This window comes from Methylobacterium sp. CM6257 (assembly GCF_054611515.1).
In genome coordinates this window covers 5331294-5356640 of record NZ_CM137735.1, presented here as the reverse complement: position 1 = coordinate 5356640, position 25347 = coordinate 5331294, and the positions used below count along the sequence as shown (strand labels likewise).

Sequence of the window (25347 nt, the reverse complement as noted above, 5' to 3'; positions counted from 1 at the left end):
GGTCGGGATCGTGACCGCCGTGCCGGTCAGAAGGCCGGTTCGAGGCCGCTGGTCCGGTAGGCCGCGGCGGCCTGCGGCGTCGTCAGGCCGGCGAGGAAGCGCGCCGCGCCCGCCCGGTCGGTGGCTCCGCGCATGATCGCGGCCGAGAAGGTCGTCATCTCCTGCACCGGGTCGGGGAGGGGGCCGACGACCTCGATGCCCGGCACCACCATCAGCTCGCTGATCTGCTGGACGGCGATATCGGCCTCGCCGGAGACCAGCTTCTCGGCGGTGAAACCCTGCGGGATGATGGTCGCCCGGGCGTTGACCGCCTCGGCGAGCCCGAGTCGCGGCAGGAGCCCGGCGAAGTAGATCCCGCTGGCGCCGGTGCGCGAGTAGGCCACGGATCGCGCCTCGACCAGCGTGCGCTTGAGCGCCTCCACGGTGCCGATATCCGGGTGCTTCGCGCCGGCTTTCACGGCGATGCCGTAGCGGGAGCGCACCGCGTCGACGCGGCTCTCCGCCTCGACCCGGCCCTCCGCGATCAGACGGTCCATGGCGTCAGAGAGGACGAGGACAGCGTCGGCTGTCTCGCCGGCTTCGATCTCCTTCATGATGACTGCGGTCGGCGCCCAGTGGATCGCCGCCCGTCCGCCCGCCGCCTCGAAGGCGGGGACGACATGCGCGTCGAAGGCGCCCCGCACCACCAGGGCGCATTTCAGTCGCGTCGCGGTCTGCTCGTCTGCCATATCGTGTCCCATCGTTTCGCCTGAGAGCCGGCCGACCCGACGATCCGTCAGGTCGCACGCGCATGTTTTGGACCTCCCGACCTCCGACCTCATCCTGAGTCGCCGGAGCGTAGCGGAGGCCTCGCAGGAGCCCTCCGGCTGGCCGCCCACCCCTGGAATCCTCCTTCGAGGCCGCTGCGCGGCACCTCAGGATGAGGGGGCGGGTTGGGAATCGCAGTTCCGATGAGCCGAGGCCTCACCGCGGAGGCTCGGCGCGGGAATAGTCGAGAGCGGTGAAGCCGCCGCCCTGGTAGCGCTCGGCCACCGGATTGCCGCTGGTCTTTTTCTCCAGCGCCGCCGCGTAGGCATCGGCGCTGTCCTGCGGTGCCCAGTCGATGATCTCGCGGCCGTCGCGGCGCCACCAGGTCATGCGGCTGTTCCTGGACGCGCCCCAGACCACGACCGTCTTGGTGGGGCCGAGGGTTGGAGCCAGGGTGGCGCGCATGACGAGCCGGGTCATGTCGCCGTAGGAGAGCCACGTGGCGAGCATCCGCGCATCGGTGGGTTCGGGGAAGCAGGAGCCGATGCGCAGGAAGACGCTTTCGACACCGTGCTTGTGGCCATACAGGCCGCCCATCAGCTCGCCGTAGGCCTTGGACAGGCCGTAATAGCCGTCCGGCGCCAGGGCGCAGTCGTCGTCCAGCACCTCGGTGCGCTCGTGGAACCCGATGGCGTGGTTCGAGGAGGCGAAGATCATCCGGGCGCCCTCGCGGCGGGCCGCCTCGTAGGCGTGGTAGAGGCCGCGGATGTTGGGGCCGATCACCGTCTCGAACGGGTGCTCCACGGAGATCCCGCCGAAATGGAGGATCGTGCCGCAGCCCCCGGCGAGCCGCAGGATCGCCGGCCCGTCCTCCAGGTCGGCCAGCTGAAACCGCGCCCCCGCGGGCAGCGGGTCCGGGAAGGGGACGCGGTCGGTGAGGCGGAGCGTCCAGCCCTGTTCCCCGAGCGCCCGCGTCAGCACGCGCCCGAGCGCGCCCGAAGCTCCGGTCAGGAGGACGGGTTTCTGCGGGACGGTATCGGCATGCGCGCTCATGGGGTCCGCTCCAGGATCAGGCGGCCTTGGCCGCGTTCAGGGGATGGGCCGCCTCCGGAACGCGGGGGCGGCGCACGAAGATCGCCATCGCGATCACGCCCGCTGCGGCGATCAGGGCGGCGATGACGAAGGCGCTGGCGTAGCCGCCGAGATACTGCACGGCGAGCCCGGTCGCGGTCGGCCCGACGATGCCGGAGATGTTGCTGAGCAGGTGGACGAAGCCGCTGACTCCGCCGACCCGCGCCTCAGGCACCAGCTCGTGGATCGTCGCCCAGCAGGATTGCACCGAACTTGTCAGCATAAGCACCGCCAGCGCGATCAGCGCGACCGCCAGGGCGGCATTCGGCGCGGCATTGACCGCGATGAGCGCGACGCCCGCAATGGCGAGCGGCACGATCGTGGTGAGCTTCCGGGCGGCCAGCTTGTCGCCCATGCGCTTGTAGAGGTGGTCGGCGACGATGCCCCCGCCGACATAGCCGACGAACCCGCAGGCCCACGGAATCGAGGCGACGAGCGCCATCTGCTGCACCGGCATGTGCAGGGCGTCGGTGAGGTAGCTCGGGAGCCACGAGAGGAAGATGTAGAGCGTGTAGTTCACCGCGAACATGCCGAGACCCAGCGACAGCGTGCTCGGCAGGAACAGGTACTCCCGCAGGGAGCGCGCGTGGTCGGAGGGCGCGAGGTGCGTCACGGCCCGGCTGCGCTCGACGAGGGCGATCTCCTCGGCCCCGACCCGCGGATTGTCCTGCGGCCTGTCGGTCATCAGGAGGCGCCACGCCACCACCCAGATCAGCCCGACGGCGCCGATGGCGACGAAGGCCACCCGCCAGCCGTACTGGATCGCCAGCAGACCGACGACGGGAGCCGCGATGGCGCTGCCCACGGTCTGGCCCGAGAAGGTGAAGCCGATCGTCCGGGCGGTCTCCTCGCGGGGGAACCACGTGGTGATGGTGCGGTTCGTGGTGGAGTTCATCGGCCCCTCGGCGAAGCCGAACAGGGCGCGGACCACGAACATCTGGGCAAAGCCGGTGACTGCACCGGTGAGCATGCACAGGATCGACCAGGAGGCGGCGGCCCAGCTGTAGACGCTGCGCGGACCGTAGCGGTCGGCGAGCTGGCCACCCACGAAGGCGAACAGCGCGTAGCCAAAAAAGAACGTGCTGAAGATCACCCCCAGCTCGGAGGGTGACAGGTTAAGGTCTTGCTTGACGAACGGCGCCGCGACGCCGAGCGCCGCGCGGTCCATGTAGTTGATGATTCCCGCGACGAAGAGAAGAGACGCGATCAGGAACCTGTATCGTTTGGCGAGCATGGGGTTTCCTCTAGGATTTTTATATTTTTGTTTCTCGTTTTCATCGATCTTGGTTGTTCCAAGACCCGACCTTTTCCTCAGATGCCCGCGTCAGCGGGCCTCGAAGGAGCCCCCCAGAGGGCGCCGGGATTCCCGGGATCCGCCTTCGAAGCCTCCGCTTCGCTGCGGCATCTCAGGATGAGGGGCGGATGGGATGGGCGGCGGTTTCGACTTTGGTTCTCCTGAAATCGTGAGTCCGATCGGACGCTTGGCTGCCCTACAGGAAGGCGATCGCGCAGGGGCTGAGGCTCGGGCGCGAGCCCGTCCGGCTGAGGTCGCCGGTGTCGGGATCGATCGCGAACTCGACGAGGCTGTCGCCCTGCTCGTTGGCGACGAGCAGGTGCTTGCCGTCGGGTGCCAGCGTCATGAAGCGCGGGTCGCGGCCGCCTGACGGCGTCCAGCTGATCGGATCGAGCCGCTCGGCGGCCTCCTCCACGCGGAAACGGGCGATGCCGTCCTGACCGCGATTCGAGGCGTAGACGAAGCGCCCGCAGGGCGTGACCACGATCGCCGCCGCCGTGCTCGCGCCGAAGAAGTCCGGCGGCAGGGTCGGAACGAGGTGCAGGGGGGTGAGCGCGCCGATGGCCTCGTCCCACCGGCAGGTCGCGATGCTCGACTCCAGCTCGTTTACCAGGAAGGCGAGGGGGCGGCTCGGATGGAACGCGATGTGGCGCGGCCCCGCCCCGGGTCGCATCGCCGTCTCCGATACGATCGCGAGCCGATCGCCGTCAGGCCGCAGGATGAACACGCGGTCGAGGCCTTTGTCGGGGACGAGCACGTGACCCCGGCTCGGCGAGAGGACCACGTGGTGCGGGTGGGCGCAGGCCTGCTCGGTCTTGTGCGGGCCGGGCTCGCCCGGGAGCGGCAGGACGTGGCTTGCCGGTTCCAATCCGCCGTCGGTGCGTACCGGGAGCAGGGCCACCGAACCGCTGGCATAGTTGGCGACGATCAGGAAGCGCCCGCTCGGGTCGAGGGCTTGATGCACGCTGTTGGTGCCGCCGGTGGCGGCGCTACCGAGGGCGCGCAGGGCTCCGTCCGCCGCGGCCGCGAAGGCGCTCGCCGCCTCGCCGTCACCCTGCACCGTGTAGAGAATCGAGCGTTCCGGGTCGGCGACCAGGAAGGACGGATTCGTCAGCCCCTCGACCCGGCCGAGATGGGTCCAGCCCGCGAGGCCAGCGCCGGTGCGGTACACGTCGATGCCCTGGCCGCGCGCCCGGCGCCGCTCGGTTGTGAAGCAGCCGACGAAGGCGAGGCCGAGTTGGGTGGGGCGGGACGCGGCGTCGGGCATCGTGATCTCCGGATCAGGCCCGTCGCGGGACGCAGCGCAGGAAATCGGGATTGAGCTCGGAGAGGCGGTTCACCCCGATCAGCGCCATGTCGCGGTTGAGCTCCTCCTTGAGGATCCGCATCGCGTGCTCGACGCCGGCCGCCCCGCCCAGCGCGGCGGCGAACATGAAGGGCCGGCCGAGCAGGACGAAGTCGGCACCGAGCGCCAGCGCCTTCATCACGTCGGTCCCCCGGCGGATGCCGCTGTCGACGATGATCTTCAGGTCGCCCTTCCGGGCGGCGATCTCCGGCAGCACGTCGAGGGGCGCGATCGCGTAGTCAAGCTGGCGGCCGCCATGGGTCGAGAGGATCACGCCGTCGGCGCCGCATCCGCGGGCGATCTCGACGTCCTCCGGGGCGAGCAGCCCCTTCACCAGCAGGTTGCCGGACCAGCGTTTGCGGATCGCCTCCAGGTTCTTCCAGGAGAGCTGGTCGCGGGCGATGGTGTTACGCACCGCCCCTTGCGACATCATCGGTGGGCCGCGCTCGGCCTCGGTGTTCTCGAAATGCGGCGCCCCGTGCTTCAGGAAGGTCCGGGCGACGGTGCCGAAGAGCCAGCGCGGATGCGTCGCGCTCTGCCACGCGACCTTCGGGGTTACCTTGATCGGCATGGAGAAGCCGCTGCGGGTGTTGTGCTCGCGGTTGCCGAGCGTCGGCGTGTCGGCGGTCACCACGAAGGTCCGGTAGCCGGCGGCCTCGACCCGATCGAGCAGGCGGTCGATCCGGTGCTGGTCGCCCGGCAGGTAGCCTTGGAACCACGCCTGCGGATTCTGGGCGTGGACGTCCTCCAGCTTGATCAGCGAGGAGGCGCTCAAGCACATCGGCAGGTTCATCCGCCGCGCTGCCTCGGCCAGCACGAGGTCGCCCCGGTAGGCAATGAAGGCGGCGCCGCCCAGCGGGCCGATCCCGAAGGGCGCCGCGTAGGTGTGGCCGAACAGCTCGGTGGCGGTGTCGCGCGCGGAGGTATCGCGCATGAGCCGGGGTACGAGGGCGTAATCGGCATAGGCGCCACGGCTCTGCGCCAGGGCGGATCCGGTCTCGACCCCGCCGGCCACGTACTGGAAGATCATCGGCGGCAGGAGCCGTCGGGCGTGGCGCTCGAAATCGTCGAGCGCCAGCAGGTCGCGGAACCGGTAAGGCGTGACCGCGTCGCTGCGCTTCAAGCTGGTGACGATGGCCTGCGGGGCGGCAATGCCCGCTGCCGTGGCATCTGCCCCACCTACCGTCGGCGCCTCGCGTTCCGGTGCCCCCAGGCCGGAGGCCGGCCGGTCGAGCGTCGCCATCGGCTCCTCCCTGTGCGCCGCCGCAAGGGCGGGTTTTTGGAAGCGCTTTCAGATAGTCAGCGCCCCGGAGCGGTGTCAATATACCGCCGGTCCGACTCGGCGCGTGCGGCCAAGATGCGTGCCAGGGCCGCCGAAATCTGTGCCGCGGCCATCGCGAGGCGGGCGGAGAGCCGGTTGGGAGAGGGAGACCGATTTCAGTGCTGGACCTTCCGGGAGAGATCCTCGAACCGCCGGTGCGCAGCCCGGTCGCGCGGGACGTGGCCCGCCGTGCCGGCGTCTCGACCGCCACAGTCTCTCGGGTGCTCAACGGCTCCGCCGGAGTTCGGGCTGACAAGCGCGAGGCCGTGATGCGCGCCGCTCAGGATCTCGGCTTCGTCGCCAACGGGGCGGCCCGGGCGCTCTCGACGCGCCGGTTCATGGCGGTGGGCGCGGTGGTCCCCAACATCGAGAACGAGGCCTTCGTCCGCGTTCTGTCGAGCTTTCAGGAGCGGCTGCGGCAGGCGGGCTACACTCTGGTCGCCGCCAATGCCGGCTATGACCTGGAGGACGAGCTGCGCGAGGCGACCTTCCTGCTGGAGCGGGGCGTCGACGGGCTGATGCTGGTCGGCGACATCCACCATCCGGATCTCTACGCCCGGATCGCCAGCACCGGGATCCCGATGGTGCAGACCTTCAGCCTTTCGCGGGAGCGCCCCTGCGTCGGATTCGACAACGCCGCGTCGGCAGCCCGGGCGGCGAACTACCTGATGGATCTGGGCCACCGTCGGATCGGGGTGATCTCCGGCCTGCGCAAGGACAACGACCGCGGCGGCGCCCGGGTGAACGGCATCGCGCAGGCGCTGGCGGCCCGCGGCCTGCGGCTCGCGCCGGAGCACGACATCGAGATCTCCTACGGCATCGGCGGCGGCCGCGACGGCTTCCGTCAGATGCTGGCCGGGGGTGAGCCGCCCACCGCGATCATCTGCGGCACCGATCAGATCGCCTTCGGAGCGATGATCGAGGCCAGGGCCCGGGGCCTCGCCGTCCCCGGCGACCTGTCGGTGATCGGCCACAACGATTCCGACTTCGCGCCCTTCCTGGATCCGCCGCTGACGACGATCCGCATTCACTCCGCCGAGATCGGCCATGCCGCCGGCGATCACCTGATCGCGCGGATCCAGGGGCGCCCGGTGGTGCGCCTCACCGAGATCGACGCCGAACTGATTCTGCGCGCCAGCACGGCGCCGCCCCCGCGCTAGGCCGAGGGGCGCGCGTTGCGCTAGCTTGCCCCTCGTTTGAAATCGCTTACAAGATAATCGACGGCGGCCGGGCTGGTGGTCGGCGCGCCCAACCCGAGACGCAGCATGGCTCCCCGCATCGTCCTCCTGCACGCGACGCCGGTCGCCATGGCGCCGATCCAGGCCGCCTTCGCAGAACACTGGCCCGAGGCCGAGACGGTCAATCTCCTCGACGACGGCCTGTCTCTCGACAGGGCCAAGGAGCCGGGTGAGATCTCGGCGGGCATGATCGAGCGCTTCGTGCGGTTCGGGCGCTACGGCCACGACATGGGCGCGGACGGTATCCTGATCACCTGCTCGGCCTTCGGGCCTGCCATCGACCGGCTGATCGAGACCGTGCCGATTCCCGTGCTCAAGCCCAATGAGGCGATGTTCCGCGCCGCGATCGCGCAGGGCCAGCGCATCGGCATGCTGGCCACCTTCGGCCCCTCGGTCGGCACGATGACGGACGAGTTCGAGGAGTTCGTCGGCCAGGCCGACCGGCCGGCCACGTTGCGCACGGTGCTGGTGGACGACGCGATGGCGCGCTTGCGGGCCGGCGATGCCGAGACACACAACCGGCTGGTCGCCGACCGGGCACCGGAGCTGGCCGAATGCGACGCAATCATGTTGGCGCATTTCTCCACCTCCCGGGCGGCCGAGGCGGTGCGCAAGGCGGTCAATGTCCCGGTCCTGACCGCGCCCCATGCGGCGGTGGACCGGATGCGCGCGATGATCGAGACCGGCAGGAGCGCCTGACCCATGAAGCTCGGTGCCTTCAAGGACCGCCTCAGCGGCCATTGCGGCTTCCTGTTCACGGAGCTGCCGCTCGCCGAGCGCTTCGCGGCCGCCGCGCGGCTAGGATTCCGCGCCGTCGAGCACCCGAACCTCTTCGCGACGCCGGCCCGGGAGGTGGCGGGCTGGCTTGAGCGGGCGGGCGTGCCGCTGGTCCAGACCGGCTTTCCCGCCGGCGACGCGAGCAAGGGCGAGAAAGGGTTCGCGGCGCTGCCCGACAAGGTGGACTATTACCGCTCCACCATCGAGCCGACCTTGGACTACGTGGCGCAACTCGGCTGCCGCATGGTCCATCCGATGGCGGGCGTCCGTCCTGCCGGGGTCGAGCAGGCGCGTCTCTGGGACACCTATCTCGACAACCTCGCCTTCGCGGCCGATGCCGCCAAGGCACGCGGGATGACGGTAATCGTCGAGCCGATCGGCCCCGGTTCGATCGCCAACTACGTGATTGACGACCCGCTGGTGGCCGTCGAGGCGATCCGGGCGATCGGCCGCGACAACGTCAAGCTGCTGTTCGACGCGTACCATTGCGTCTGCCTGGGCCACGATCCGGCGGCGCTGATCCGCGCGCACGCGCCGCTCATCGCCCATGTCCAGATCGCCGACGATCCCGGCCGACACGAGCCGGGGACCGGCACGATCGCGTTCGACCCGATCTTCGCGGCGCTTGAGGAGGTTGGCTATGCCGGCTTCGTTGGCTGCGAGTACCACCCCGCGGCCGGAACCGAGGCGGGGCTCGGCTGGATGCGGGCGGCCTAGCAGCCGGCCGTTTGAATCGCGGATTCCAAGTCCCCACCCTCATCCTGAGGCGCCCGCGCCAGCGGGCCTCGAAGGAGGTCTCCAGAAGGCTCTGCGATCTCTGGAGGTCTCCTTCGAGGCTGCTGCGCAGCACCTCAGGATGAGGAGATCTGGTTGGATTGTCGGGGACTGGTCAGGTCGGCGGTGACCGCCGCGCGAGCCTCAGCCCAACAGCCGCGACCGGCGCTCCAGCACGGCGGGCCAGACCTCCGGGTTCACAAGGCGCGGCGGCGTCTCACCCTTCAGAAGGCCGATGATCTGCTCGGCGCCCCAGGCGGCCACGTTGCGGCGCGCCTCATGGGTGACGCCGGCGGTGTGGTAGGTCGCCACGACAGTGTCGAGCTGGAGCAGGGCCGAAGCGAGGGGCGGCGGCTCCGGCGCCCAGACATCGAGGCCCGCCCCCGCGAGGTGCCCAGAGGTCAGCGCCTCGGCGAGCGCGGCCTCGTCGTGGACGCCGCCGCGGGCGGTCGTGATGAACAGCGCCCCCGGCTTCATCGCCGCGAAAGCCTCGGCGTCGAAACTGCCGCGGGTCGTGTCGTCCAGCGGGCAATGCAGGGACACGATGTCGGACTCGGCCAAGAGCCGCGCCCGGTCGACCGGCTCCGCGCCGCGGGCCCGGATCTCCTCGGCCGACAGCAGCGGGTCGTAGGCGAGGACCCGCATGTCGAAGCCTTGGGCGAGCTTGGCCACCGCTCGGCCGGTATGCCCGATCCCGACGAGCCCCAGGGTCGAGCCGCCGATCTCGTGGCCCATCAGCGATTCCCGCGAGAAACCGCGCGCCGTCCGGAGCAGCCGGTCCGAGACGCAGATCTTGCGAGAGACGGCGAGCATCAGGCCGATCGCCAGCTCCGCCACCGAACGGGCGTTGCCGCCGACCTGATTGACCACCGCGACGCCGGCCCGGGTGCAGGCGGCGGCATCGACCGTGTCGAAGCCCGCGCCGCCCGATGAGACGGCGAGCAGGTTCGGGCAGGACGCGAGCAGATCGTCCGTCACGTGCCAGCGGCGCGGCAGCTCGTCGCGCGCCGGCGAGACGTGGAAGACGTGGGCCTGCTCGAGCAGCGCCTGGAGCGCGCTCTCCGGACCCTGCAGGTCACCGACCTGCAGGTCGATGTCGGGTTCGGCCCTCAGCCGCGCGTCGAAGACCGGGTTGATCCAGACGTTGAACCGACAGACGCGCTTGAGAGCCGCCACGGCGTCAGCCCTTCACCACGGCATCGATCGCGTCGATGACGTGATCGATGTTGTGGGTGTTGACCGCCGCCACGCAGATCCGGCCGGTCTCGAGCGCGTAAACCTCATGCTCCTCGCGCAGGCGGGTGGCCTCCTCGGGGCTGAGACCCGTGTAGGAGAACATGCCCTTCTGAGCCTTGATGGCGTCGAACCCGCGCTCGGGGTGGCGCTGCTGCAGGCTGTCGGCCATCCGCTCGCGCATGGCGCGGATCCGATCGCGCATCTCGGCGAGCTCCCGCTCCCAGTCGGCGCGCAGCTCCGGATCGGTGAGCACGATCTCGACGATCGCCGCGCCGTGGGTGTGGGGGTTCGAGTAGCTCGCCCGGACGAGCCGCTTGGCGAAGGCCTCGACCTTCGCCTTCATGACCGGATTCTCGGCTACGATGGTCAGCGCACCGACGCGCTCCCCGTAGAGCGAGAACGACTTCGAGAACGAGGAGGCCACGAAGAATTCCTGGCCCGACTCTGCGAACAGGCGCACCGGCTCCGCGTCGGCGTCGAGGCCGTTGCCGAAGCCCTGGTAGGCGATGTCGAGGAACGGGATCAGGCCGCGCTCGGCCATCAGGGGAACGAGATCGCGCCACTCGTCGAGGCTGAGATCGGCGCCGGTCGGGTTGTGGCAGCAGGCGTGCAGAACCACGATCGAGCCCTTCGGCAGGTCCTGGAGGTAGGCCCGCATGGCCGGGTAGTCGGCGCCGCCGGTCTCGGCCGAGAAGTAGGGATAATCCACGACGGTGAAGCCGGCCTGGCTGAACAGGGCCTTGTGGTTCTCCCAGCTCGGGTTGCTCACCGCCACGGTGGCGCCCGGATAGAGCTTCGCCAGCACGTCGGCGCCGGTCTTCAGCGCACCGGTGCCGCCGATGCTCTGGAGCGTCGCGACCCGGTTCTGGGACAGGATCGGGGCGCCCTTCCCGAACAGCAATTCCTGGACCGCGTCGCGGAACGGCTTGGTGCCCTCGATCGGCCGGTAGGTCTTCGGGAGACCCTTCTCGATCCAGCGCTTCTCGGCAATCTGAACGGCGCGCAGGCGCGGCACCTTGCCGTCCGCGTCCGTGTACACGCCGACCACGAGGTTGAGCTTCTTCGGGCTCGGATCGGCGTTGAAAGCCTCGAACAGCCGCATGATCGGGTCGAGCGGCGCGTCCTGGATGCCGGCGAACAGCGAGGTCATGATTGTCTATCGTCCCAGAGGGTCTTCGGTGCGGCGCGACGGCCGCTTCGATGCACCTGTCGGTGGATCGGGCCGACGGCCTTATTCCGCACATCGCGCGCGCGCGCCAGCGCTTCCGTGCGCATCTGCATCCCGATCCGCTCAGGAATTCCGGGATCGGGAGCCGATCGGAGCACGGTGCCCCTGAACGCTGCCTCTTCCGGAGACGGCAGGCAGCACCGTAAACTGCCGTCATGTTGTGTCGCTTCGCGCTTGTCCTTGCAGGCCTTCTCGCCGCCGGTCCCGTGGCCGCCCAGGGGCCGGTACGGATCGGTCTGTCGGCGCCGCTCTCCGGGCCGGATGCCGCCTTCGGGCAAGGTCTCCGGCAGGGCGCCGAGCAGGCGGTGGCCGACCTGAACCGGACGGCCGGGGCGCGGACGAAGTTCGTCTTGGTCCCGGCGGACGATACCGGCGATGCCAGGATTGCCACCGTGGTCGCCCGGAAATTCGTGGCGGACGGCGTACGCCTCGTGATCGGGCCCTTCGAGTCCAGCGCGGTCGCCGCCGCTTCCCCGCTCTACGAGGAGGCGGGCGCGGTGGTCGTGACGCCCGGCGCGACCTACACGCCCCTCACCGGCCGCGGCCTCTGGAACCTGTTCCGGCTCGGCGCGAGCGACGCGCAACAGGGCCGGGCGGCCGGCGCGTATCTGGTCAGGGCCTTCGCGGGCCGGCGCATCGGCATCGTGCATGATCGCTCGACCTTCGGCCGCGGCCTCGCCGACGCGGTGGCCGCCCGATTGAAGGAAGCCGACGCGCCGGAGGTCTTCTTCGACGGCTTCCCCAGGGGGACCCGTGACCTCAGCGAATTCGTGGCCCGGCTGAAGGCGACCCAGGTCGAGGCGGTGTACTTCGGCGGTCTCGCACCCGAAGCGGCGGCCCTGGCGCGCGCCATGCAGGAGGCTGGCCTCGGTGCGCGGCTCATCGCCAGCGACGGCATCCTCGATCCCGGTTTCGCCGCTGCCGGTACGGCCGGGGAGGGCACCGTGATGACCCTCCAGCCCGATCCGCCGCACCTGCCCGACCCGCGGAGCGGAAAGCCCGGGCCACGCAGTCCCGAGGCCGAGAGCGTCGCGGCCTCCGCCTACGCGGCCGTCGAGCTCCTGGCCCAGGCTGTGGATCGGGCGCATGCGGCGGATTCGAGGACCGGGCGGATCGCCGACGGCCGCAGAGTAGCCGAGGCCTTGCGCGGCCAGCCGTTGCGCACCGTGCTCGGCCCGGTCGGCTTCGACGCCCGCGGGGACCGTTCGGGTGGTGCGGTTATCCTGCGGATCTGGCGCCGGACGCCGGATGGGCGGCTCGACTATGCCGGCAACGAAGCCGGGCCGTGAAAGCGGGCAATTTATGTCGATGAACGGCGTACTGTCTCCTCCGTGACTTGCGGCGCGTTCCTGCGGCGACTACATGCGTGCGGTGCTGCTGAGCTGGCGCGGACGGTCTGTCGGATCGGATCCGCGCCCTGCGGCGTTTCCCGAGCTCGATGACAACCGAAGACGAATTGCCGGAACGCCTGCTGCCGGACGGTCCGACTGGAGAAGGTGCATGGCGAAAGAAGAATTGATGCAGTTCGACGGTCTCGTGATCGAGATCCTGCCGGATGCGCGCTACCGCGTGCAGCTCGACCAGGGCCACGAGATCGTGGCCTACACGGCCGGCAAGATGAAGAAGAACCGCATCAAGACCCTGGCCGGTGACCGGGTCACGGTGGAGATGTCGCCCTACGATCTCGAGAAGGGCCGTCTCGTATTCCGCCACAAGGACGAGCGCTCCTCGGGTCCGCGTCCCCCCGTGCGTGGCGGGCAGTTCCGCCGCCGTTGAGGATCGCGCGCGCGGCCCGTTCTCCGTCGGCCGCGCCTGCCTACTGTCTGCTCTCCATCACCGCTCTGCTCTGGGCCGGGAACGCGGTCACCAGCCGCTGGGCTCCCGGTCACGTCTCCCCGCAGGTGATCACGACACTGCGCTGGGCTGTCGCATGCCTGGTGCTGACGCCCTTCGCCGCTCGCAGGCTGGCCGCGGAGTGGCCGCTGCTGCGCCCCCACTGGCTGCGCATCCTGCTGATGGGCGGGTTGGGCTACACAGCCTTCAACTGTCTGTTCTACGCGGCCGGCGTCCACACGAGTGCGGTCAACCTGGCTCTGTTCCAGGGGGGCGATTCCGGTCCTGGTGATCGTGCTCAATCGCGTGGCCCATGGCGTGGCGGTCTCGCACGGGCAGGTGGCCGGCGTGGTGCTGACCCTCCTGGGGGCCAGCGTGGCCGCGACCCATGGTGACTGGACTGTCCTCACGCGGCTCGCCTTCAACCGCGGCGATATCCTCGTTTTCGGGGCCTGCCTCCTCTATGCAGGCTACACGATCTTCCTGCCGAGCCGGCCGAAAGTGTCGGCCCTGGCCTTCTTCGCCGCGATGGCCATCGCCGCCTTCCTGACGTCGCTGCCGCCCCTCGTCGTCGAGTGGACGACGGGGCACGCGGTCTGGCCCAGCCGGGAAGGTTGGGCGATGGTGGCGTTCGTCGGCCTCGGGCCGTCACTGCTGGCGCAGCTGTTCTTCATGCGCGGCGTCGAGATGATCGGCCCGAACCGTGCCGGCCTGTTCGTAAACCTTGTGCCGATCTTCGGCGCGATCCTCGCCGTCCTTCTGGTCGGCGAGTCGTTCGGGGCGACGGAGACGGCCGCCCTGGCCCTCGTGCTCGGCGGGATCGCCTGCGCCGAGCGCCTGAAACCGGCGCTCGCCGTCGCGGCGACCCCGGAGCCCGCTTACTCGCAGACGCGGACGCGGCGGATGTAGACGTCGCCGTAGGGATCGACGGTCCGCCGGCGCTCGAAATGGCAGACCGGGCCGTAATCTTCCTCGACGTAGACCGGCGGCGGGGCGCGGTAGACCGGGCGGCCCGGGTAATAGCCGTTGTTGGCCGACGCGATGGCGCCGCCGACTGCGAGGCCGCCGAGGACGCCGAGCGCGGCCGCGCCGCCGGCGCCGATTCCGTCGCGGGCCTGCGCGGCCGGCGCGAGGGTGGCGAGACTCCCGACGAGAAGGCTCGTCGCGAGAAGGTACTTCATGGGATCCCCCTGATCCGTGAGATTCGCGCCGACGATCGGCACAGTCCAGCTAGCACACTTCAGCTTTGGGGCGTTTGTTCGGCCGCACATGACGGCTTGACGTGGAGTGTTCCGCGGCACCAAACCCATCGGACAGCAGAGAGCGGGGGCCGGCATGGTGACACGGGGCTTCGTCGGGCGCAGGCAGCCGCCCGAGACCGGGGCGCGCCTGCCGCCGGGCCAGTACCGCACCGACGATTTCCCGATCCTGCAGATCGGCCCGAACCCGACGATTGATCTGGCCACCTGGCGATTCACGCTCCGGGACGGTGCGCGGCCGATCAAGTCGTGGAGCTGGGACGAGTTCGAGGCGCTGCCCCGGACCACGTGGCACGGGGACATTCACTGCGTGACAAAGTGGTCGAAGTTCGACACGGCCTGGGAAGGCGTGAGCTTCGACGACCTGCTGGCGGATGCCGGGATCGCGGCGCCGACCCCTTTCCTGCTGGCGGAATCCTACGACGACTACACCACGAACGTGCCGGTGGCCGACCTCGTGGGCGGCCGCGCCCTGGTGGCGACGCGCTATGCGGGCCAGCCGATCCATCCGGATCACGGCGGCCCGGCGCGGCTGTTCGTGCCACATCTCTACTTCTGGAAGAGCGCCAAGTGGGTGAAGGGCCTCCGCTTCACCCAGACCGACACAGCCGGTTTCTGGGAGCTGCGCGGCTATCACATGTACGGGGATCCCTGGCGTGAGCAGCGCTACATCGGTGACTGAACCGGTCGTCTTCCGCTGGCACGCGGCCGAGATCACCGCGATCGAGGCGGTGACTCCCCAGGTCAAGAGCTTCCGGCTGCGCTGCGGTCTCGCGGACAGCTACCGGGCCGGTCAGCACGTCGACGTCCGCCTCACCGCGGAAGACGGCTATCAGGCCCAGCGGAGCTACTCGATCGCGTCGGCGCAGGACGGCAGCGGCACCTTCGAGCTGATGATCGAGGCTCTGCCGGATGGAGAGGTCTCGGGCTGGTTCTCGCACTGCGCCGAGGTCGGCGACCGGGTGGAACTGCGCGGGCCGATCGGCGGCTCGTTCTCGTGGGACGGGCCGGATGGCGGGCCGCTGCTCCTGGCGGGCGGCGGCTCCGGGGTCGTGCCGCTGCTGGCAATGCTGCGGCGGCGGGCCCAGCTCTGGCGCGAGATCCCGGCGGCGCTGATCTACTCGGCGCGCACCCGGGAGGAGGCCATCGCGCTTCCCGAACTGGAACGGCGTGACCGGGAGGATCCCGGCTTCTCGCTGCATCTCGCCACGACGCGAGTGCCCGGCGGCAAGAGGATCGACGCGGCCCTCGTCGCGGATGCACTGGCGCGGGTCGGCCGGCCCGGAAAAGTGTTCGTTTGCGGCTCGAACCGCTTCGTCGCCGCGGCCTCCGACCTGATCGTGGCGGCCGGCGTCGCACCTGGCCTGATCCGCACCGAGCGCTTCGGCGCCTGATCCCGCCCGCCGGTCAGGGGCTGAAGATCAGCACGAGGTAGACGAAGAACAGAACGAGGTGGACCGCGCCCTCCAGCACCGTGGTGCGGGAGCCCGAAAAGGTCTGTGCGCTGAGGATCAGCGTCACGGCGAGCAGCGTCATCTCGGTGGGCTTGAGGCCGAGCACCACAGTCTGGCCGGTGAGCAGCCCGATGGTGAGCACCGCCGGCACGGTGAGGCCGACCGTGGAGGTGGCGCCCCCCAGACACAGGTTGATCGCCCGCTGGAGTTCGTTGCGGGCCACCGCCCGCAGCGCCGAGATCCCCTCCGGGGTGAACACGATGGCGGCGATCAGGACGCCGCCCAAAGCGGAGGGCGCACCCAGCGCCGCGATGCCGTGGTCGAGGATCACCGCGAGGCTCTTGGCCAGCAGCACGATCGGGACGACGTTGGCGAGGAGCAGAACGAGGTGCTTGGCGATGCCGCCCTCTGCGGAAGACGCCGCCTCGGACGCGTGCTCCCCCGCGTCCCGCGCCTCCGCGTCGCGGAAGAACTCGCTGTGGCGGCCGGTCTGGATCAGCAGGAAGACGCCGTAGAGCGCCAGCGTGAACACCGAGAACGTCACCGCCTGAAGCGTCGTCAGCGTGCCGTCTTGGGTCGAACTCGTGAAGTTCGGGATGATCAGCGCGATGGTGGTGAGGGGGATGATCACCGACAGGAAGGCCGAGGCCCCCTGCAGGTTGTAGCGCTGCTGGTGGTGCCGCAGGCCGCCGACCAGGAGCCCGAGGCCGACCACGCCGTTCAACACGATCATCAGGACCGCGAACATCGTATCGCGGCCCAGCGTCGGCGCGTCCTTGGCCGAGAGCATCACGGCCGAGATCAGCGCCACCTCGATGATGACGATCGAGAGCGTGAGCACCAGGGTCCCGAGCGGCTCGCCGAGCCTATGGGCCAGCTCTTCGGCCTCGTGCACCACGCCGAAGGCGGCCCAGACGATCACTGCGAGCAGCCAGGCGAACAGGCCGCTCGCCGCGAGCGGGTGCGACAGGTCGGTGAGCCACCCCTTGCCGAACCACGCGAAGACGAGAACCGTCGCCCAGGCTACCGCCACCCGCAGGGCTGCCATCATGTCCGTCATGTTCTCCGACTGGCTCGTCTGACGCGTGGTGTATGGAACTCGACTGTTTCATAGGTCGCGCGTGCGATGGCGCCAGGGCTACGGCAGCCCCGGACTGGACGCACGCAACCGCCCCATGCTGCGGCGGGAGTGGTCAGTCGTGCCGCTTGGCGCTACGATGACAGGACCCGAATAAAGTCCGGCGCCTGATTCCTCCGCCGCGCGATGGCGCGCTGCCGGGGCGGCACGGCCGTTGAGAGTTCCCGAAGCTTGCCTTTCCCGACCCTGCCCGCCCCCCTCGCGCGGGCCCTAGCCGACCGCGGCTACGCCGATCCTACCCCGGTCCAGGCCGCGGTGCTGGAGGCGGCCGCCGGTGCCCGCGACCTCCTCGTCTCCGCCCAGACCGGCTCCGGCAAGACCGTAGCCTACGGGCTCGCCATGGCCGGCATGCTCATCGGCCAGGGCGACGGCGGGGACATGCTTCCACCCGCCGGCGCGCCGCTCGCGCTGGTGATCGCCCCGACCCGGGAACTCGCCCTGCAGGTCCAGCGCGAGCTGTCCTGGCTCTACGGCGCGGCCGGCGGCCGCGTCACCGCCTGCGTCGGCGGCATGGATCCGCGCCGCGAGGGCCGGATGCTGGCGGAGGGCACGCATATCGTGGTGGGGACGCCGGGCCGCCTGCGTGATCATCTCGAGCGGCGCAACCTCGATCCGACCGCCCTGCGGGCCGTGGTGCTCGACGAGGCCGACGAGATGCTCGATCTCGGCTTCCGCGAGGATATCGAGTTCATCCTCTCGGCCACGCCGCCGGATCGGGCGACGTACCTCTTCTCGGCGACGCTGCCCAAGGGGATCGAGGCGCTGGCCGAGCGCTACCAGCGCGACGCGCTCCGGCTCGCGGTCAAGAGCGAGACGCGGGGACATGCCGACATCGCCTACCGGGCCGTGCGGATCATGCCGCGGGAAACCGAGCACGTGGTGCTCAATCTCCTGCGCGAGGCGGATGCCAAGACCGCGATTGTCTTCTGCAACACGCGCAACGCCGTCCGGCACCTCCAGGCGAGCCTGACCGAGCGGGGCTTCTCTGTCGTGGCGCTCTCGGGCGAACTCGGCCAGGGCGACCGCAATGCCGCCCTGCAGGCTTTGCGCGACGGCCGTGCCCGGGTCTGCGTCGCCACCGACGTGGCGGCCCGCGGCATCGATCTGCCGTCCCTGAGTCTCGTCATCCACGCGGATCTCCCGCACGACGCCGAGGTGATGCAGCACCGCAGCGGCCGCACCGGCCGCGCCGGCCGCAAGGGCACCTCCGTCCTCTTGATCCCGAACTCGCGCCGGCGCCGCGCCGAGCAGATGTTCGCCATCGCCAAGGTGAGCCCCGAATGGTCGGGCCCTCCGTCAGCCGACGAGATCCGCAGGCTGGACGGCGAGCGCATGCTCTCCGATCCGCTCTTCGCCGAACCGCCGGCGGAGGAGGATGTCGCGCTCGCCGAGACGCTGCTGGCCAGCAAGAGCCCGGAGGAGTTGGCCGCGCTTCTGGCCCGCGTCTACCGCACCCGCCTGCCGGCTCCCGAGGAGGTCAGCGATCCGGGCGAGGGCCGTGCTCCGCGCGGTGAGCGGCCGCCCTACGATCCGATGGATCCGGAGCGGATCGCCGCCATGGGACCGGCCGTCTGGTTCCGGCTCAACCTCGGCCGTCGCGACAACGCCGATCCGCGCCGCCTGCTGCCGATGCTCACCCGTCGGGGCGGTGTCGGCCGGCAGGAGATCGGCGCGATCCGCATCTTCGACCGGGAGACCAAGTTCGAGGTGCGGGGCAACGCCGCGGCGCGCTTCGCCGAGTCCTTCGCCCGCAACGGCTCACCGGAGATTCAGGTCGAGCCGCTCGCCGGCGATGCCGCTCCGACCGAGCGCAAGGGCCGCCCCGGTGGCCCGAAGGGCTTCGCGAGCCTGCGCGCCGGCAAGCATCAGCGCAAGGTCGAGCGGTCCGGTCCCCGGGCCGACAGCAAGCCCGGCCGCAACTCGGGCCGAGGCTGAGCGCCGGGCGGCCACGGTCGCCCGCTCTCACCCTGCTGCAGGGGGAAAGGAATGCCCATTTTCAGTCGCCCCGATTCGCGGGCGCGGTGATCAGAAGACGTTCTTCACCGCATCGCCGAGCGCGTCGACGCTCTCCTTCAGCTTCCGTCCGGCGGGGGCCAGGGACGGCAGCTTGATACCGAGAACCTCGGTTTCCTCGGGCTCCGCCGGCTCCGCCTGCGCGACGGAGGTGGGTGCGGCGCCCTTCGTCTTCTCGGCGGCCTTCACGGGGACAGGGGCCTTGTGGGCGGCCACAGCCTTCCGCGCCGGCTTCTCGGACTTTTCGGGGGCGGCGGTGCTGGCGGCCGGCGTCGCGGTGGCGACCGGCTTCGGCGCGGACGGAGCGGCTGGCTCGGCCAGCTCGCGGGCTCGAACCGTCTCGGAGGCGCGCGGAGTCAGGAGCGCGGCCGTGCGGGCGGGCGGAAGCGGCACGACATGCCGGGAGGCGACGACCGGCACGACCGGGGTCGGTTGGGGAATGCGCTGCGTCGGTGTCTCGGGGGCGGCGGCCTGTGCCGGCGGCGTCGGCGCCGCCGCGCTCTTCACCGGAGCGGCGGCGGGGGTGAACGAGCCGGGCGGCGCCGCCATGCGAAGGGCCGGCGCGGCAGGCTCCGACGGCTTCGGTGCCGCGGTCGTGGCCTGGCCCGTGCCGGCCACGGCGGGGAGGCCGTCCTTCAACTCCGGCCAGTCCGCGGCCCGGCCGGACGAGACGAACTTCACCGGTGCGGGCGCCGCGAGTCCGGCCATCAGCGTCGAGGCCGCGACGCCGAAGCCCCCGAGTGCGCCGGCTCCGACCAGTCCGAACAGAACGAGGCGCAGGTGAGATGACCGCTCAGGCCGTGCCACCGGCGTCCGAGTCGCTCGGGTCTCGGAGGGGTCCAGGGCGAGATCGTTCATGATCGGGGTCTCTGACACGATGCACGACGCGCGCGACCGGGCTCCCCCACGACCGGCCGCCTCCCTCCGACGAGCCGGAGGTGGTTCGACACTGCCGACGATAAAGAAACCGCAATACGGCGCAAAGATGTCGGTCCGAATTGCGCGCGCGCCCAGTCCTGGCGCGGCTATCCACAAGATAAGAGGGCGCCGCTTAAGAATCCGTAGTCGGCTCGACCAGAACGGTGCGCGCGCTCTGCCGAAGTCACAGCCTGTCCGGCCCGGGAGCGTGCGTCAGCACAGGAACGGCGATCCGTCCGGGTCCGCCAACAGGCCGTTTCGGCCGCGAGCGACGGCATGGACTTCGCCGGCACAGCCGCTATGCGTCACGCGGTGGACACCGCGTCAGCCCGACTGCCGAATCCCGAAGCTGCGCCGGCGCCGCTCGGCCCCCGCGCGAGGCAATGGCCGTGGGCGGACTGGTCGACGCGCGCACGGCTGGTCGCCGTGGTGCTGCTCATCGACGCGCTGGCGGCCCTGGTCTCCTGCGGGGTCATCGTGCTGAACGCCCGTACGGCGGTGCGGGTCGAGACCCGCGCGTCCCTGGCCACCGTCGAATCCCTGGTCGCCGACACGATACGCCTGTCTGACACGGCCTCGCCCGATACGCTGCTCCAGACCCTGGACCTGCGCTTCAAGGTGCTCCGGCATGTCCGCGTCGCAGTTCTCGATGCGGACGGCGATCGGGTCGGAAGTCCGGCGCCGCCGCACCGGTCCGAGCGCGAGGCACCACACTGGTTCGCCGAGCTGATCATGCCGCCGATCGAGCGGCACACCCTGCCGATCTCGGTCAACGGGCAGCGACTCGGAACCGCGCAGATCACCACCCAGCCGATGGACGAGATCGACGAGATCTGGGGCTACGCCCGGGCGCTCTCCCTGACCACCCTGGCTATCAACGCCGCGATGCTGATCGCCCTCTACGTCGCTCTGGGCCGTATCCTCGCGCCGCTGCGGCGACTCGGCGCCGGCCTGACGCAGTTGGAGCACCACGACTACACCGCGCGCCTGGAGCCGCCCGGCGCCCGCGAACTGGCGGTGATCGCCGAGCGCTTCAACAAGGTGGCCGAGGCCCTGGGCGAGGTGCGGGCCGCCAACGGGCGCCTGAACCGCCAGCTCCTGACCGCGCAGGACGACGAGCGCCGCCGCACCGCCCTCGAACTGCACGACGAGTTCGGTCCCTGCCTGTTCGCCCTGGAGGCCAACGCCGCCTCGATCGCCCGGATCGCGTCCGGACCCGCCGAACCCAGCCGCGAGAAGCTCGCCGCCCGGGCGGCCGAGATCAGCGCCATCGTGGGCCAGGTCCAGACCGTCAATCGGGAACTCCTCAACCGCCTGCGGCCGCACGGGCTCGGACAGGCGCCGCTCGCCACCTGCCTCGACCTGCTGCTGCGCGGGTTCAGCCAGCGGCACCCCGGCATCACCTTCACGGGCCGGTTCGACGGCCTGGCGCGCGGTTACGGCGACCTCGTGGACCTCACGGTCTTCCGGTGCGTGCAGGAAAGCGCCACCAACGCCGTGCGCCACGGTGCAGCGACCCGGGTGAAGGCGGAAGCCGCCGAGACCGACGGGCGACTGCAGGTCGCAATCCGCGACAACGGCAGCGGGATTCCGGCGGAGCACGGGACCGGACTCGGGCTGTCGGGGATGCGCGAGCGTGTCGAGGCGCTCGGTGGCACCTTCGCCCTTGACAATGCCGGTCCCGGAGCAATCGTTCGGATCATGATCCCCGTTCCGCCGGAGCGGGGCGACGAGAACGACGCGCCGAGCGCATGAACGCCATCGCTTCCCAGATCGACGCCGCCGCGACGCGTCTGCCCGTCCTCGTGATCGACGACCATCCGATCGTCCTCCAAGGCTGCCGACGGGTGCTGGAGGATGCCGGCGTCGAGACCATCGCGGAGGCGACCACCGTCGTCGGCGGCTACCGCATCTTCCACCGGCTCCGGCCGCCGGTGGTGATCTGCGACCTGACCTTCCAGGGGAGCGGGATGGCCGGGCTCGGGCTGATCCGCCGGATCCGTGCCGTGGCGCCGGAGACGCGGATCCTCGTGTTCAGCATGCACAACGATCCGGTGATCGTCGCCCGCGCGCTGGAGGCCGGAGCGCTCGGCTACGTCCTCAAGGACCACGCCTCGGCCGAGCTGTTCGACGCCTTCGCGAAGGTGCGTGTCGGCGAGGTCTACCTCGACCGGCGGCTGGCCACCGAGGTGGCGATGCTGCGGGCGGACGCCCGCCGCACGCCGGAATCGCAGCTGACGCCGCGCGAGCAGCAGATCCTGGCGCGGCTCGCCCAGGGGCGTTCCTACGGCGCCATCGCGGCCGACCTGTCGGTGAGCTACAAGACCGTCACCAACGCCTGTTCGCAGATGCGCCAGAAGCTCGGCGTGCGGACGCTGGCCGAGCTGATCCACGTCGCCGTCACCCACGCCCAGCGCCAGGGCTAGGCGTGGCCGACCCTGCCATGACGGGCGACGGCGGCCCGGGCTCCTTCTCCCGGGAGGCCTGGACGCGCAACGCCGCCGCCTACGAGACCATCCGGTCGATGCCGTTCAACACGGAACTCGCCGCCGGCACGCTGCCGCAGGACCGGTTCCGGCACTACATCGTGCAGGACGCGCACTACCTGATCGGCTTCGGACGGGCGCTCAGCCTCGCCGCCGCGAAGGCGCCGGAGCCGGACGGGATCGTGCAGTTCTCCCGCGCCGCGCAGGACGCGATCGTGGTGGAGCGCGCTCTCCATGGCGGCTTCTTCCGCGACTACGGGATCGGGTCGGAGACCTTCGCGGCCACGCCGCTGACGCCGGCGTGTGACCATTACGTCTGCTACCTGCTGGCGACGGCCTATGCCGAGCCTTTCCCGGTGCTCTGTGCCGCCCTGCTGCCCTGCTTCTGGATCTACAAGGCGGTGGGCGACGATATCTTCGCGCGTGCGGCCCCCGACAATCCCTACAGGGCCTGGATCGACACCTACGCGGGCGAGGAGTTCGCCGAGGCGGTGGCGGCCATGATCGTCGCGACCGACCGAGCGGGGCAGGCGGTGTCCTCAGGCACGCGCGCGCGGATGCACCGGGCCTTCACGCAGGCCACCCGCCTGGAATGGATATTCTGGGACAGCGCCTACCGCGACGCGGCCTGGCCCTTGTGACGCGTCCGGCCCGTCCGTGACCGCGCCAACCTTGAGCCGCCGGGATCTCATGACCGCCGCGGCTGCCGCCGCCGCGCTCTGGCCGGCCGGGACCGAAGCCGCCGGCGCTCCGGCCCCGATCCCGCCGGATCGCCCGGTCCGGATCGCCATGGTGCTCTTTCCGGGCATGACCGCCCTCGACCTCGTGGGACCGCAGGCGCTGCTGGCCGGCCTGGCGCAGGACAGCCTGTACCTTGTCGCCGAGGTGGCCGGTCCGGTGGCGAGCGATACCGGCCTTGCCCTACTGGCGACCGTCGATTTCGCGAGCTGCCCGCAGGAGCTCGATGTCCTGTTCGTGCCGGGCGGTGACGGCACCCCCGCCCAGATGCGGAACTCGGCACTTCTCGGCTTCCTGCGCACGCGCGCCGCGCGGGCGGCGTGGGTGACGAGCGTCTGCACCGGCTCGCTGATCCTCGGAGCCGCCGGACTCTTGCGTGGCTACCGGGCGACGTCGCATTGGTCGGTACGCGACGCGGTGCTGCCGATGCTCGGTGCCGAGCCCGTGGCGGAACGCGTGGTGTTCGACCGCAACCGCGTCACCGCGTCCGGCATTTCGGCCGGGCTGGACTTCGCGCTGGCCCTCGCCGCCCGCCTGCGCGGCGCGGATTACGCCCGAACCGCCCAGCTCGTGGCGGAGTACACGCCCGCGCCGCCCTTCCAGGCCGGCACACCCGCGGAGGCGGGACCGGCCATCGTCCAGGCGGCGGATGCCATCCTGGGACCGCTCGTGGCCGGCTCCGCGGAGGCCGCCCGCCGCTGAACGCCCCGCGAGCGATGCAGCGCTGCCACGCTGCGCGCCGACTTGCGGCCATGTCCTTGACTGCGGGGCACCCCCGGCCGAACTGTGCCCTGCCAGATCCGCCGGAGCCGCCATGTCCCTGATCGCACGCCTGCGCGCCTATGCGGCCGAGGCTCTCGGCGTCGGCAGCCACGAGGCGGTGGACGATACGCATCTCGCGGCCACCGCGCTCCTCGTCCACGTGGCGCGGGTCGACGGCATCCTCGCCCCATCCGAGAATGAGCGCCTGTCCCGCCTCGTGCAGGGGCACTACGCCGACGGGCCTGACGCGGCGCGGGCGCTGATCGAGCGTGCCGCCGCGATGGCTTCCGAGGTCCGCGATGTGGCGAGCCTCGTCGAGATGATCCCCCACGAGGCCGACAGGGCCGAGCGGCAGGAACTCCTGGCCATGGCGTGGTCGGTGGCCGCGGCGGACGGGCACGTCGACGAGTTCGAAGAGGCGCTGGTGGAGCGGCTCGGCCGGCTGCTTGGGTTCGACGATGTCGCCATCACGGCTGCCCGGCAGAGCGGGCAGCAGGGTGTTGGGGCGGCATAGCGGCCGGGGCGCGGGTCATGATCGCGAGCCTCGCGCTGGTCCTCCTCGCTCAACTCGTCGGCGAGATCCTCGCCCGCGGCTTGGGCGTGCCCGTCCCGGGACCGGTGATCGGCATGGGGCTGATGTTCGCCTTCCTGCTCCTGCGCGATAACGCCCGGATCGGCCTGTCCCGCTTTCTGCCGAAACCGCTCACCGACGGCACCCTCGAATCGACGGCGCGGGGGCTCCTGATGAACCTGTCCCTGATGTTCGTGCCGGCAGGCGTCGGGGTTGTCGGCCGCCTGGATCTGCTGCGGGCGCAGGGGCTCAAGCTCGCCATCGTGCTGGTCGTCTCGACGGCGTTGTCGCTGCTCGTGACCGTTCTGGTGTTTCGCGCCGTCGCCGCCCGCGTGGAGCGGCGCGGGTCCGACGGGGGGCCTGACGCGTGAGCGGCGATTTCTCGCTGTGGGTCTACCTCGCCAAGACGCCGCTGCTCTGGCTGACCGTGACGCTGACGGCCTATGTCCTGGCCGATCGGGTCGCCGCGGCCACCGGCCGGCACCCGATCGCCAATCCCGTGCTCATTACGGTGGCGCTCGTCGGTGGGGTGCTGGCCGCGACCGGAACGCCCTATCCGACCTATTTCGAGGGCGCGCAATTCGTGCACTTCCTGCTCGGGCCCGCAACGGTCGTGCTGGCCATGCCGCTCTACGAGCGACGGGCCACGGTGATGCGGGCGCTGATCCCGATGCTCGCCGCGCTCGCTGCGGGCTCGGCCACGACGCTCGCCGTTGTGATCGCGCTGGCGCGGATCCTCGATATGCCGCAGCCGGTCCTCATCTCGCTGGCCCCGAAATCCGTCACCTCGGGCGTCGCGATGGGCATCGCGGAGGCGCTCGGCGGCGATCCGACCCTGACGGCGATCCTGGTGATCCTCACCGGCATCATCGGGGCGATCCTGGTCACGCCGATGATGGATCTCCTGCGTATCCGCGATATGCGCGCCCGGGGCTTCGCGGCAGGGCTCGCGGCCCACGGCATCGGCACGGCCCGCGCCTTCCAGGTCAGCGAGGTGGCGGGCACCTTCGCGGGCATCGCCATGGGCCTCAACGCCTTCGTGACGGCTATCCTCGCGCCCCTGGCGCTCCACCTCCTGTTCTGA

The 25347-nt window shown here is 70.7% G+C and carries 25 protein-coding genes and 1 pseudogene; 16 read left to right on the top strand and 10 right to left on the bottom strand.

Translation table 11 applies throughout. The features are described from left to right. Positions 1-26: 26 nt before the first annotated feature. From ACYCO6_RS26100 to ACYCO6_RS26080, 5 genes are all read right to left on the bottom strand, one after another. Positions 27-728, bottom strand: a complete 702-nt coding sequence (locus ACYCO6_RS26100; protein WP_459764729.1) for a substrate-binding domain-containing protein — start codon at positions 726-728, stop codon at positions 27-29. A gap of 235 nt (positions 729-963) precedes the next feature. Next, complete coding sequence (locus tag ACYCO6_RS26095) at positions 964-1800, bottom strand: NAD-dependent epimerase/dehydratase family protein (RefSeq protein ID WP_459764726.1); 837 nt, start codon at positions 1798-1800, stop codon at positions 964-966. Between the two features lie 16 nt (positions 1801-1816). Next, positions 1817-3112 (bottom strand): MFS transporter, encoded by a 1296-nt coding sequence (locus ACYCO6_RS26090; RefSeq protein ID WP_459764724.1) that lies wholly within the window; start codon positions 3110-3112, stop codon positions 1817-1819. A gap of 256 nt (positions 3113-3368) precedes the next feature. Beyond that, positions 3369-4439 carry a lactonase family protein gene (locus ACYCO6_RS26085; protein ID WP_459764722.1) on the bottom strand — a complete coding sequence of 357 codons (1071 nt, stop codon included), beginning with the start codon at positions 4437-4439 and terminating at the stop codon, positions 3369-3371. 13 nt (positions 4440-4452) lie between these two features. Further along, positions 4453-5760: an alpha-hydroxy acid oxidase gene (locus ACYCO6_RS26080; RefSeq protein ID WP_459764720.1), complete on the bottom strand. Its 1308-nt coding sequence runs from the start codon at positions 5758-5760 to the stop codon at positions 4453-4455. Between the two features lie 197 nt (positions 5761-5957). On the opposite strand from ACYCO6_RS26080, the gene ACYCO6_RS26075 reads away from it, so the two are divergent. The 3 genes from ACYCO6_RS26075 to ACYCO6_RS26065 all read left to right on the top strand — a co-directional run bounded on the left by ACYCO6_RS26075 (position 5958) and on the right by ACYCO6_RS26065 (position 8570). Beyond that, entirely contained in the window at positions 5958-6998 is a 1041-nt protein-coding gene (locus ACYCO6_RS26075) for a LacI family DNA-binding transcriptional regulator (RefSeq protein WP_459764718.1), read from the top strand. 105 nt (positions 6999-7103) lie between these two features. Next, positions 7104-7775: an aspartate/glutamate racemase family protein gene (locus tag ACYCO6_RS26070; protein WP_459764716.1), complete on the top strand. Its 672-nt coding sequence runs from the start codon at positions 7104-7106 to the stop codon at positions 7773-7775. A gap of 3 nt (positions 7776-7778) precedes the next feature. Beyond that, the gene (locus tag ACYCO6_RS26065; protein WP_459764714.1) at positions 7779-8570 is read left to right on the top strand and encodes a hydroxypyruvate isomerase family protein; all 792 of its coding nucleotides are present in this window, start codon (positions 7779-7781) and stop codon (positions 8568-8570) included. Positions 8571-8771: 201 nt separating this feature from the next. Here the strand turns inward: ACYCO6_RS26065 and ACYCO6_RS26060 are convergent, their stop codons facing one another. Together ACYCO6_RS26060 and ACYCO6_RS26055 are read right to left on the bottom strand one after the other, a co-directional pair. Then, positions 8772-9803: a hydroxyacid dehydrogenase gene (locus ACYCO6_RS26060; protein WP_459764712.1), complete on the bottom strand. Its 1032-nt coding sequence runs from the start codon at positions 9801-9803 to the stop codon at positions 8772-8774. 4 nt (positions 9804-9807) lie between these two features. After that, positions 9808-11013, bottom strand: coding sequence for an amino acid aminotransferase (locus ACYCO6_RS26055; protein ID WP_459764710.1), 1206 nt, complete (start codon positions 11011-11013; stop codon positions 9808-9810). Between the two features lie 233 nt (positions 11014-11246). On the opposite strand from ACYCO6_RS26055, the gene ACYCO6_RS26050 reads away from it, so the two are divergent. From ACYCO6_RS26050 to ACYCO6_RS26040, 3 genes and pseudogenes are all read left to right on the top strand, one after another. Continuing rightward, a complete protein-coding gene (locus ACYCO6_RS26050; RefSeq protein ID WP_459764708.1) occupies positions 11247-12380 on the top strand; it encodes a branched-chain amino acid ABC transporter substrate-binding protein in 1134 nt (377 codons plus the stop codon). Between the two features lie 211 nt (positions 12381-12591). Continuing rightward, positions 12592-12867, top strand: coding sequence for a translation initiation factor IF-1 (gene infA, locus ACYCO6_RS26045; RefSeq protein WP_012320343.1), 276 nt, complete (start codon positions 12592-12594; stop codon positions 12865-12867). After that, positions 12864-13833 (top strand): annotated as a pseudogene (locus tag ACYCO6_RS26040) (DMT family transporter). Before infA ends, ACYCO6_RS26040 begins: the two are co-directional and overlap by 4 nt. Here the strand turns inward: ACYCO6_RS26040 and ACYCO6_RS26035 are convergent. Further along, positions 13803-14105: a hypothetical protein gene (locus ACYCO6_RS26035; RefSeq protein ID WP_459764705.1), complete on the bottom strand. Its 303-nt coding sequence runs from the start codon at positions 14103-14105 to the stop codon at positions 13803-13805. The pseudogene ACYCO6_RS26040 and the gene ACYCO6_RS26035 overlap by 31 nt on opposite strands. 154 nt (positions 14106-14259) lie before the next feature. Here ACYCO6_RS26035 and ACYCO6_RS26030 point away from each other — a divergent pair, with 154 nt between their 5' ends. Both ACYCO6_RS26030 and ACYCO6_RS26025 read left to right on the top strand, forming a co-directional pair. Continuing rightward, complete coding sequence (locus tag ACYCO6_RS26030; RefSeq protein WP_459764703.1) at positions 14260-14865, top strand: sulfite oxidase-like oxidoreductase; 606 nt, start codon at positions 14260-14262, stop codon at positions 14863-14865. Continuing rightward, positions 14840-15577, top strand: a complete 738-nt coding sequence (locus ACYCO6_RS26025; protein ID WP_459764701.1) for an FAD-binding oxidoreductase — start codon at positions 14840-14842, stop codon at positions 15575-15577. Before ACYCO6_RS26030 ends, ACYCO6_RS26025 begins: the two co-directional genes overlap by 26 nt. A gap of 13 nt (positions 15578-15590) precedes the next feature. Here ACYCO6_RS26025 and ACYCO6_RS26020 read toward each other — a convergent pair whose 3' ends face one another. After that, positions 15591-16688, bottom strand: coding sequence for a calcium:cation antiporter (locus ACYCO6_RS26020; RefSeq protein ID WP_459773735.1), 1098 nt, complete (start codon positions 16686-16688; stop codon positions 15591-15593). Between the two features lie 258 nt (positions 16689-16946). Here ACYCO6_RS26020 and ACYCO6_RS26015 point away from each other — a divergent pair, with 258 nt between their 5' ends. Then, positions 16947-18710: a DEAD/DEAH box helicase gene (locus ACYCO6_RS26015; protein WP_459764699.1), complete on the top strand. Its 1764-nt coding sequence runs from the start codon at positions 16947-16949 to the stop codon at positions 18708-18710. A 90-nt stretch (positions 18711-18800) separates the two neighbouring features. Here the strand turns inward: ACYCO6_RS26015 and ACYCO6_RS26010 are convergent, their stop codons facing one another. Continuing rightward, positions 18801-19646: a hypothetical protein gene (locus ACYCO6_RS26010; RefSeq protein WP_459764697.1), complete on the bottom strand. Its 846-nt coding sequence runs from the start codon at positions 19644-19646 to the stop codon at positions 18801-18803. Positions 19647-19982: 336 nt separating this feature from the next. Here ACYCO6_RS26010 and ACYCO6_RS26005 point away from each other — a divergent pair, with 336 nt between their 5' ends. From ACYCO6_RS26005 to ACYCO6_RS25975, 7 genes are all read left to right on the top strand, one after another. Next, positions 19983-21461, top strand: a complete 1479-nt coding sequence (locus ACYCO6_RS26005; RefSeq protein WP_459764695.1) for an ATP-binding protein — start codon at positions 19983-19985, stop codon at positions 21459-21461. Beyond that, a complete protein-coding gene (locus ACYCO6_RS26000) occupies positions 21458-22132 on the top strand; it encodes a response regulator (protein ID WP_459764693.1) in 675 nt (224 codons plus the stop codon). Before ACYCO6_RS26005 ends, ACYCO6_RS26000 begins: the two co-directional genes overlap by 4 nt. Before the next feature lie 17 nt (positions 22133-22149). Next, the gene (locus ACYCO6_RS25995; RefSeq protein ID WP_459764691.1) at positions 22150-22833 is read left to right on the top strand and encodes a TenA family protein; all 684 of its coding nucleotides are present in this window, start codon (positions 22150-22152) and stop codon (positions 22831-22833) included. A 49-nt stretch (positions 22834-22882) separates the two neighbouring features. Continuing rightward, on the top strand, positions 22883-23632 hold the full coding sequence (locus ACYCO6_RS25990) for a DJ-1/PfpI family protein (protein WP_459764689.1): 750 nt from the start codon (positions 22883-22885) through the stop codon (positions 23630-23632). Between the two features lie 112 nt (positions 23633-23744). Continuing rightward, positions 23745-24206, top strand: a complete 462-nt coding sequence (locus ACYCO6_RS25985) for a tellurite resistance TerB family protein (RefSeq protein ID WP_459764687.1) — start codon at positions 23745-23747, stop codon at positions 24204-24206. Positions 24207-24223: 17 nt separating this feature from the next. Then, the gene (locus tag ACYCO6_RS25980) at positions 24224-24634 is read left to right on the top strand and encodes a CidA/LrgA family protein (protein WP_459764685.1); all 411 of its coding nucleotides are present in this window, start codon (positions 24224-24226) and stop codon (positions 24632-24634) included. Further along, a complete protein-coding gene (locus ACYCO6_RS25975; protein WP_459764683.1) occupies positions 24631-25347 on the top strand; it encodes an LrgB family protein in 717 nt (238 codons plus the stop codon). The genes ACYCO6_RS25980 and ACYCO6_RS25975 overlap by 4 nt, the downstream gene beginning before the upstream one ends.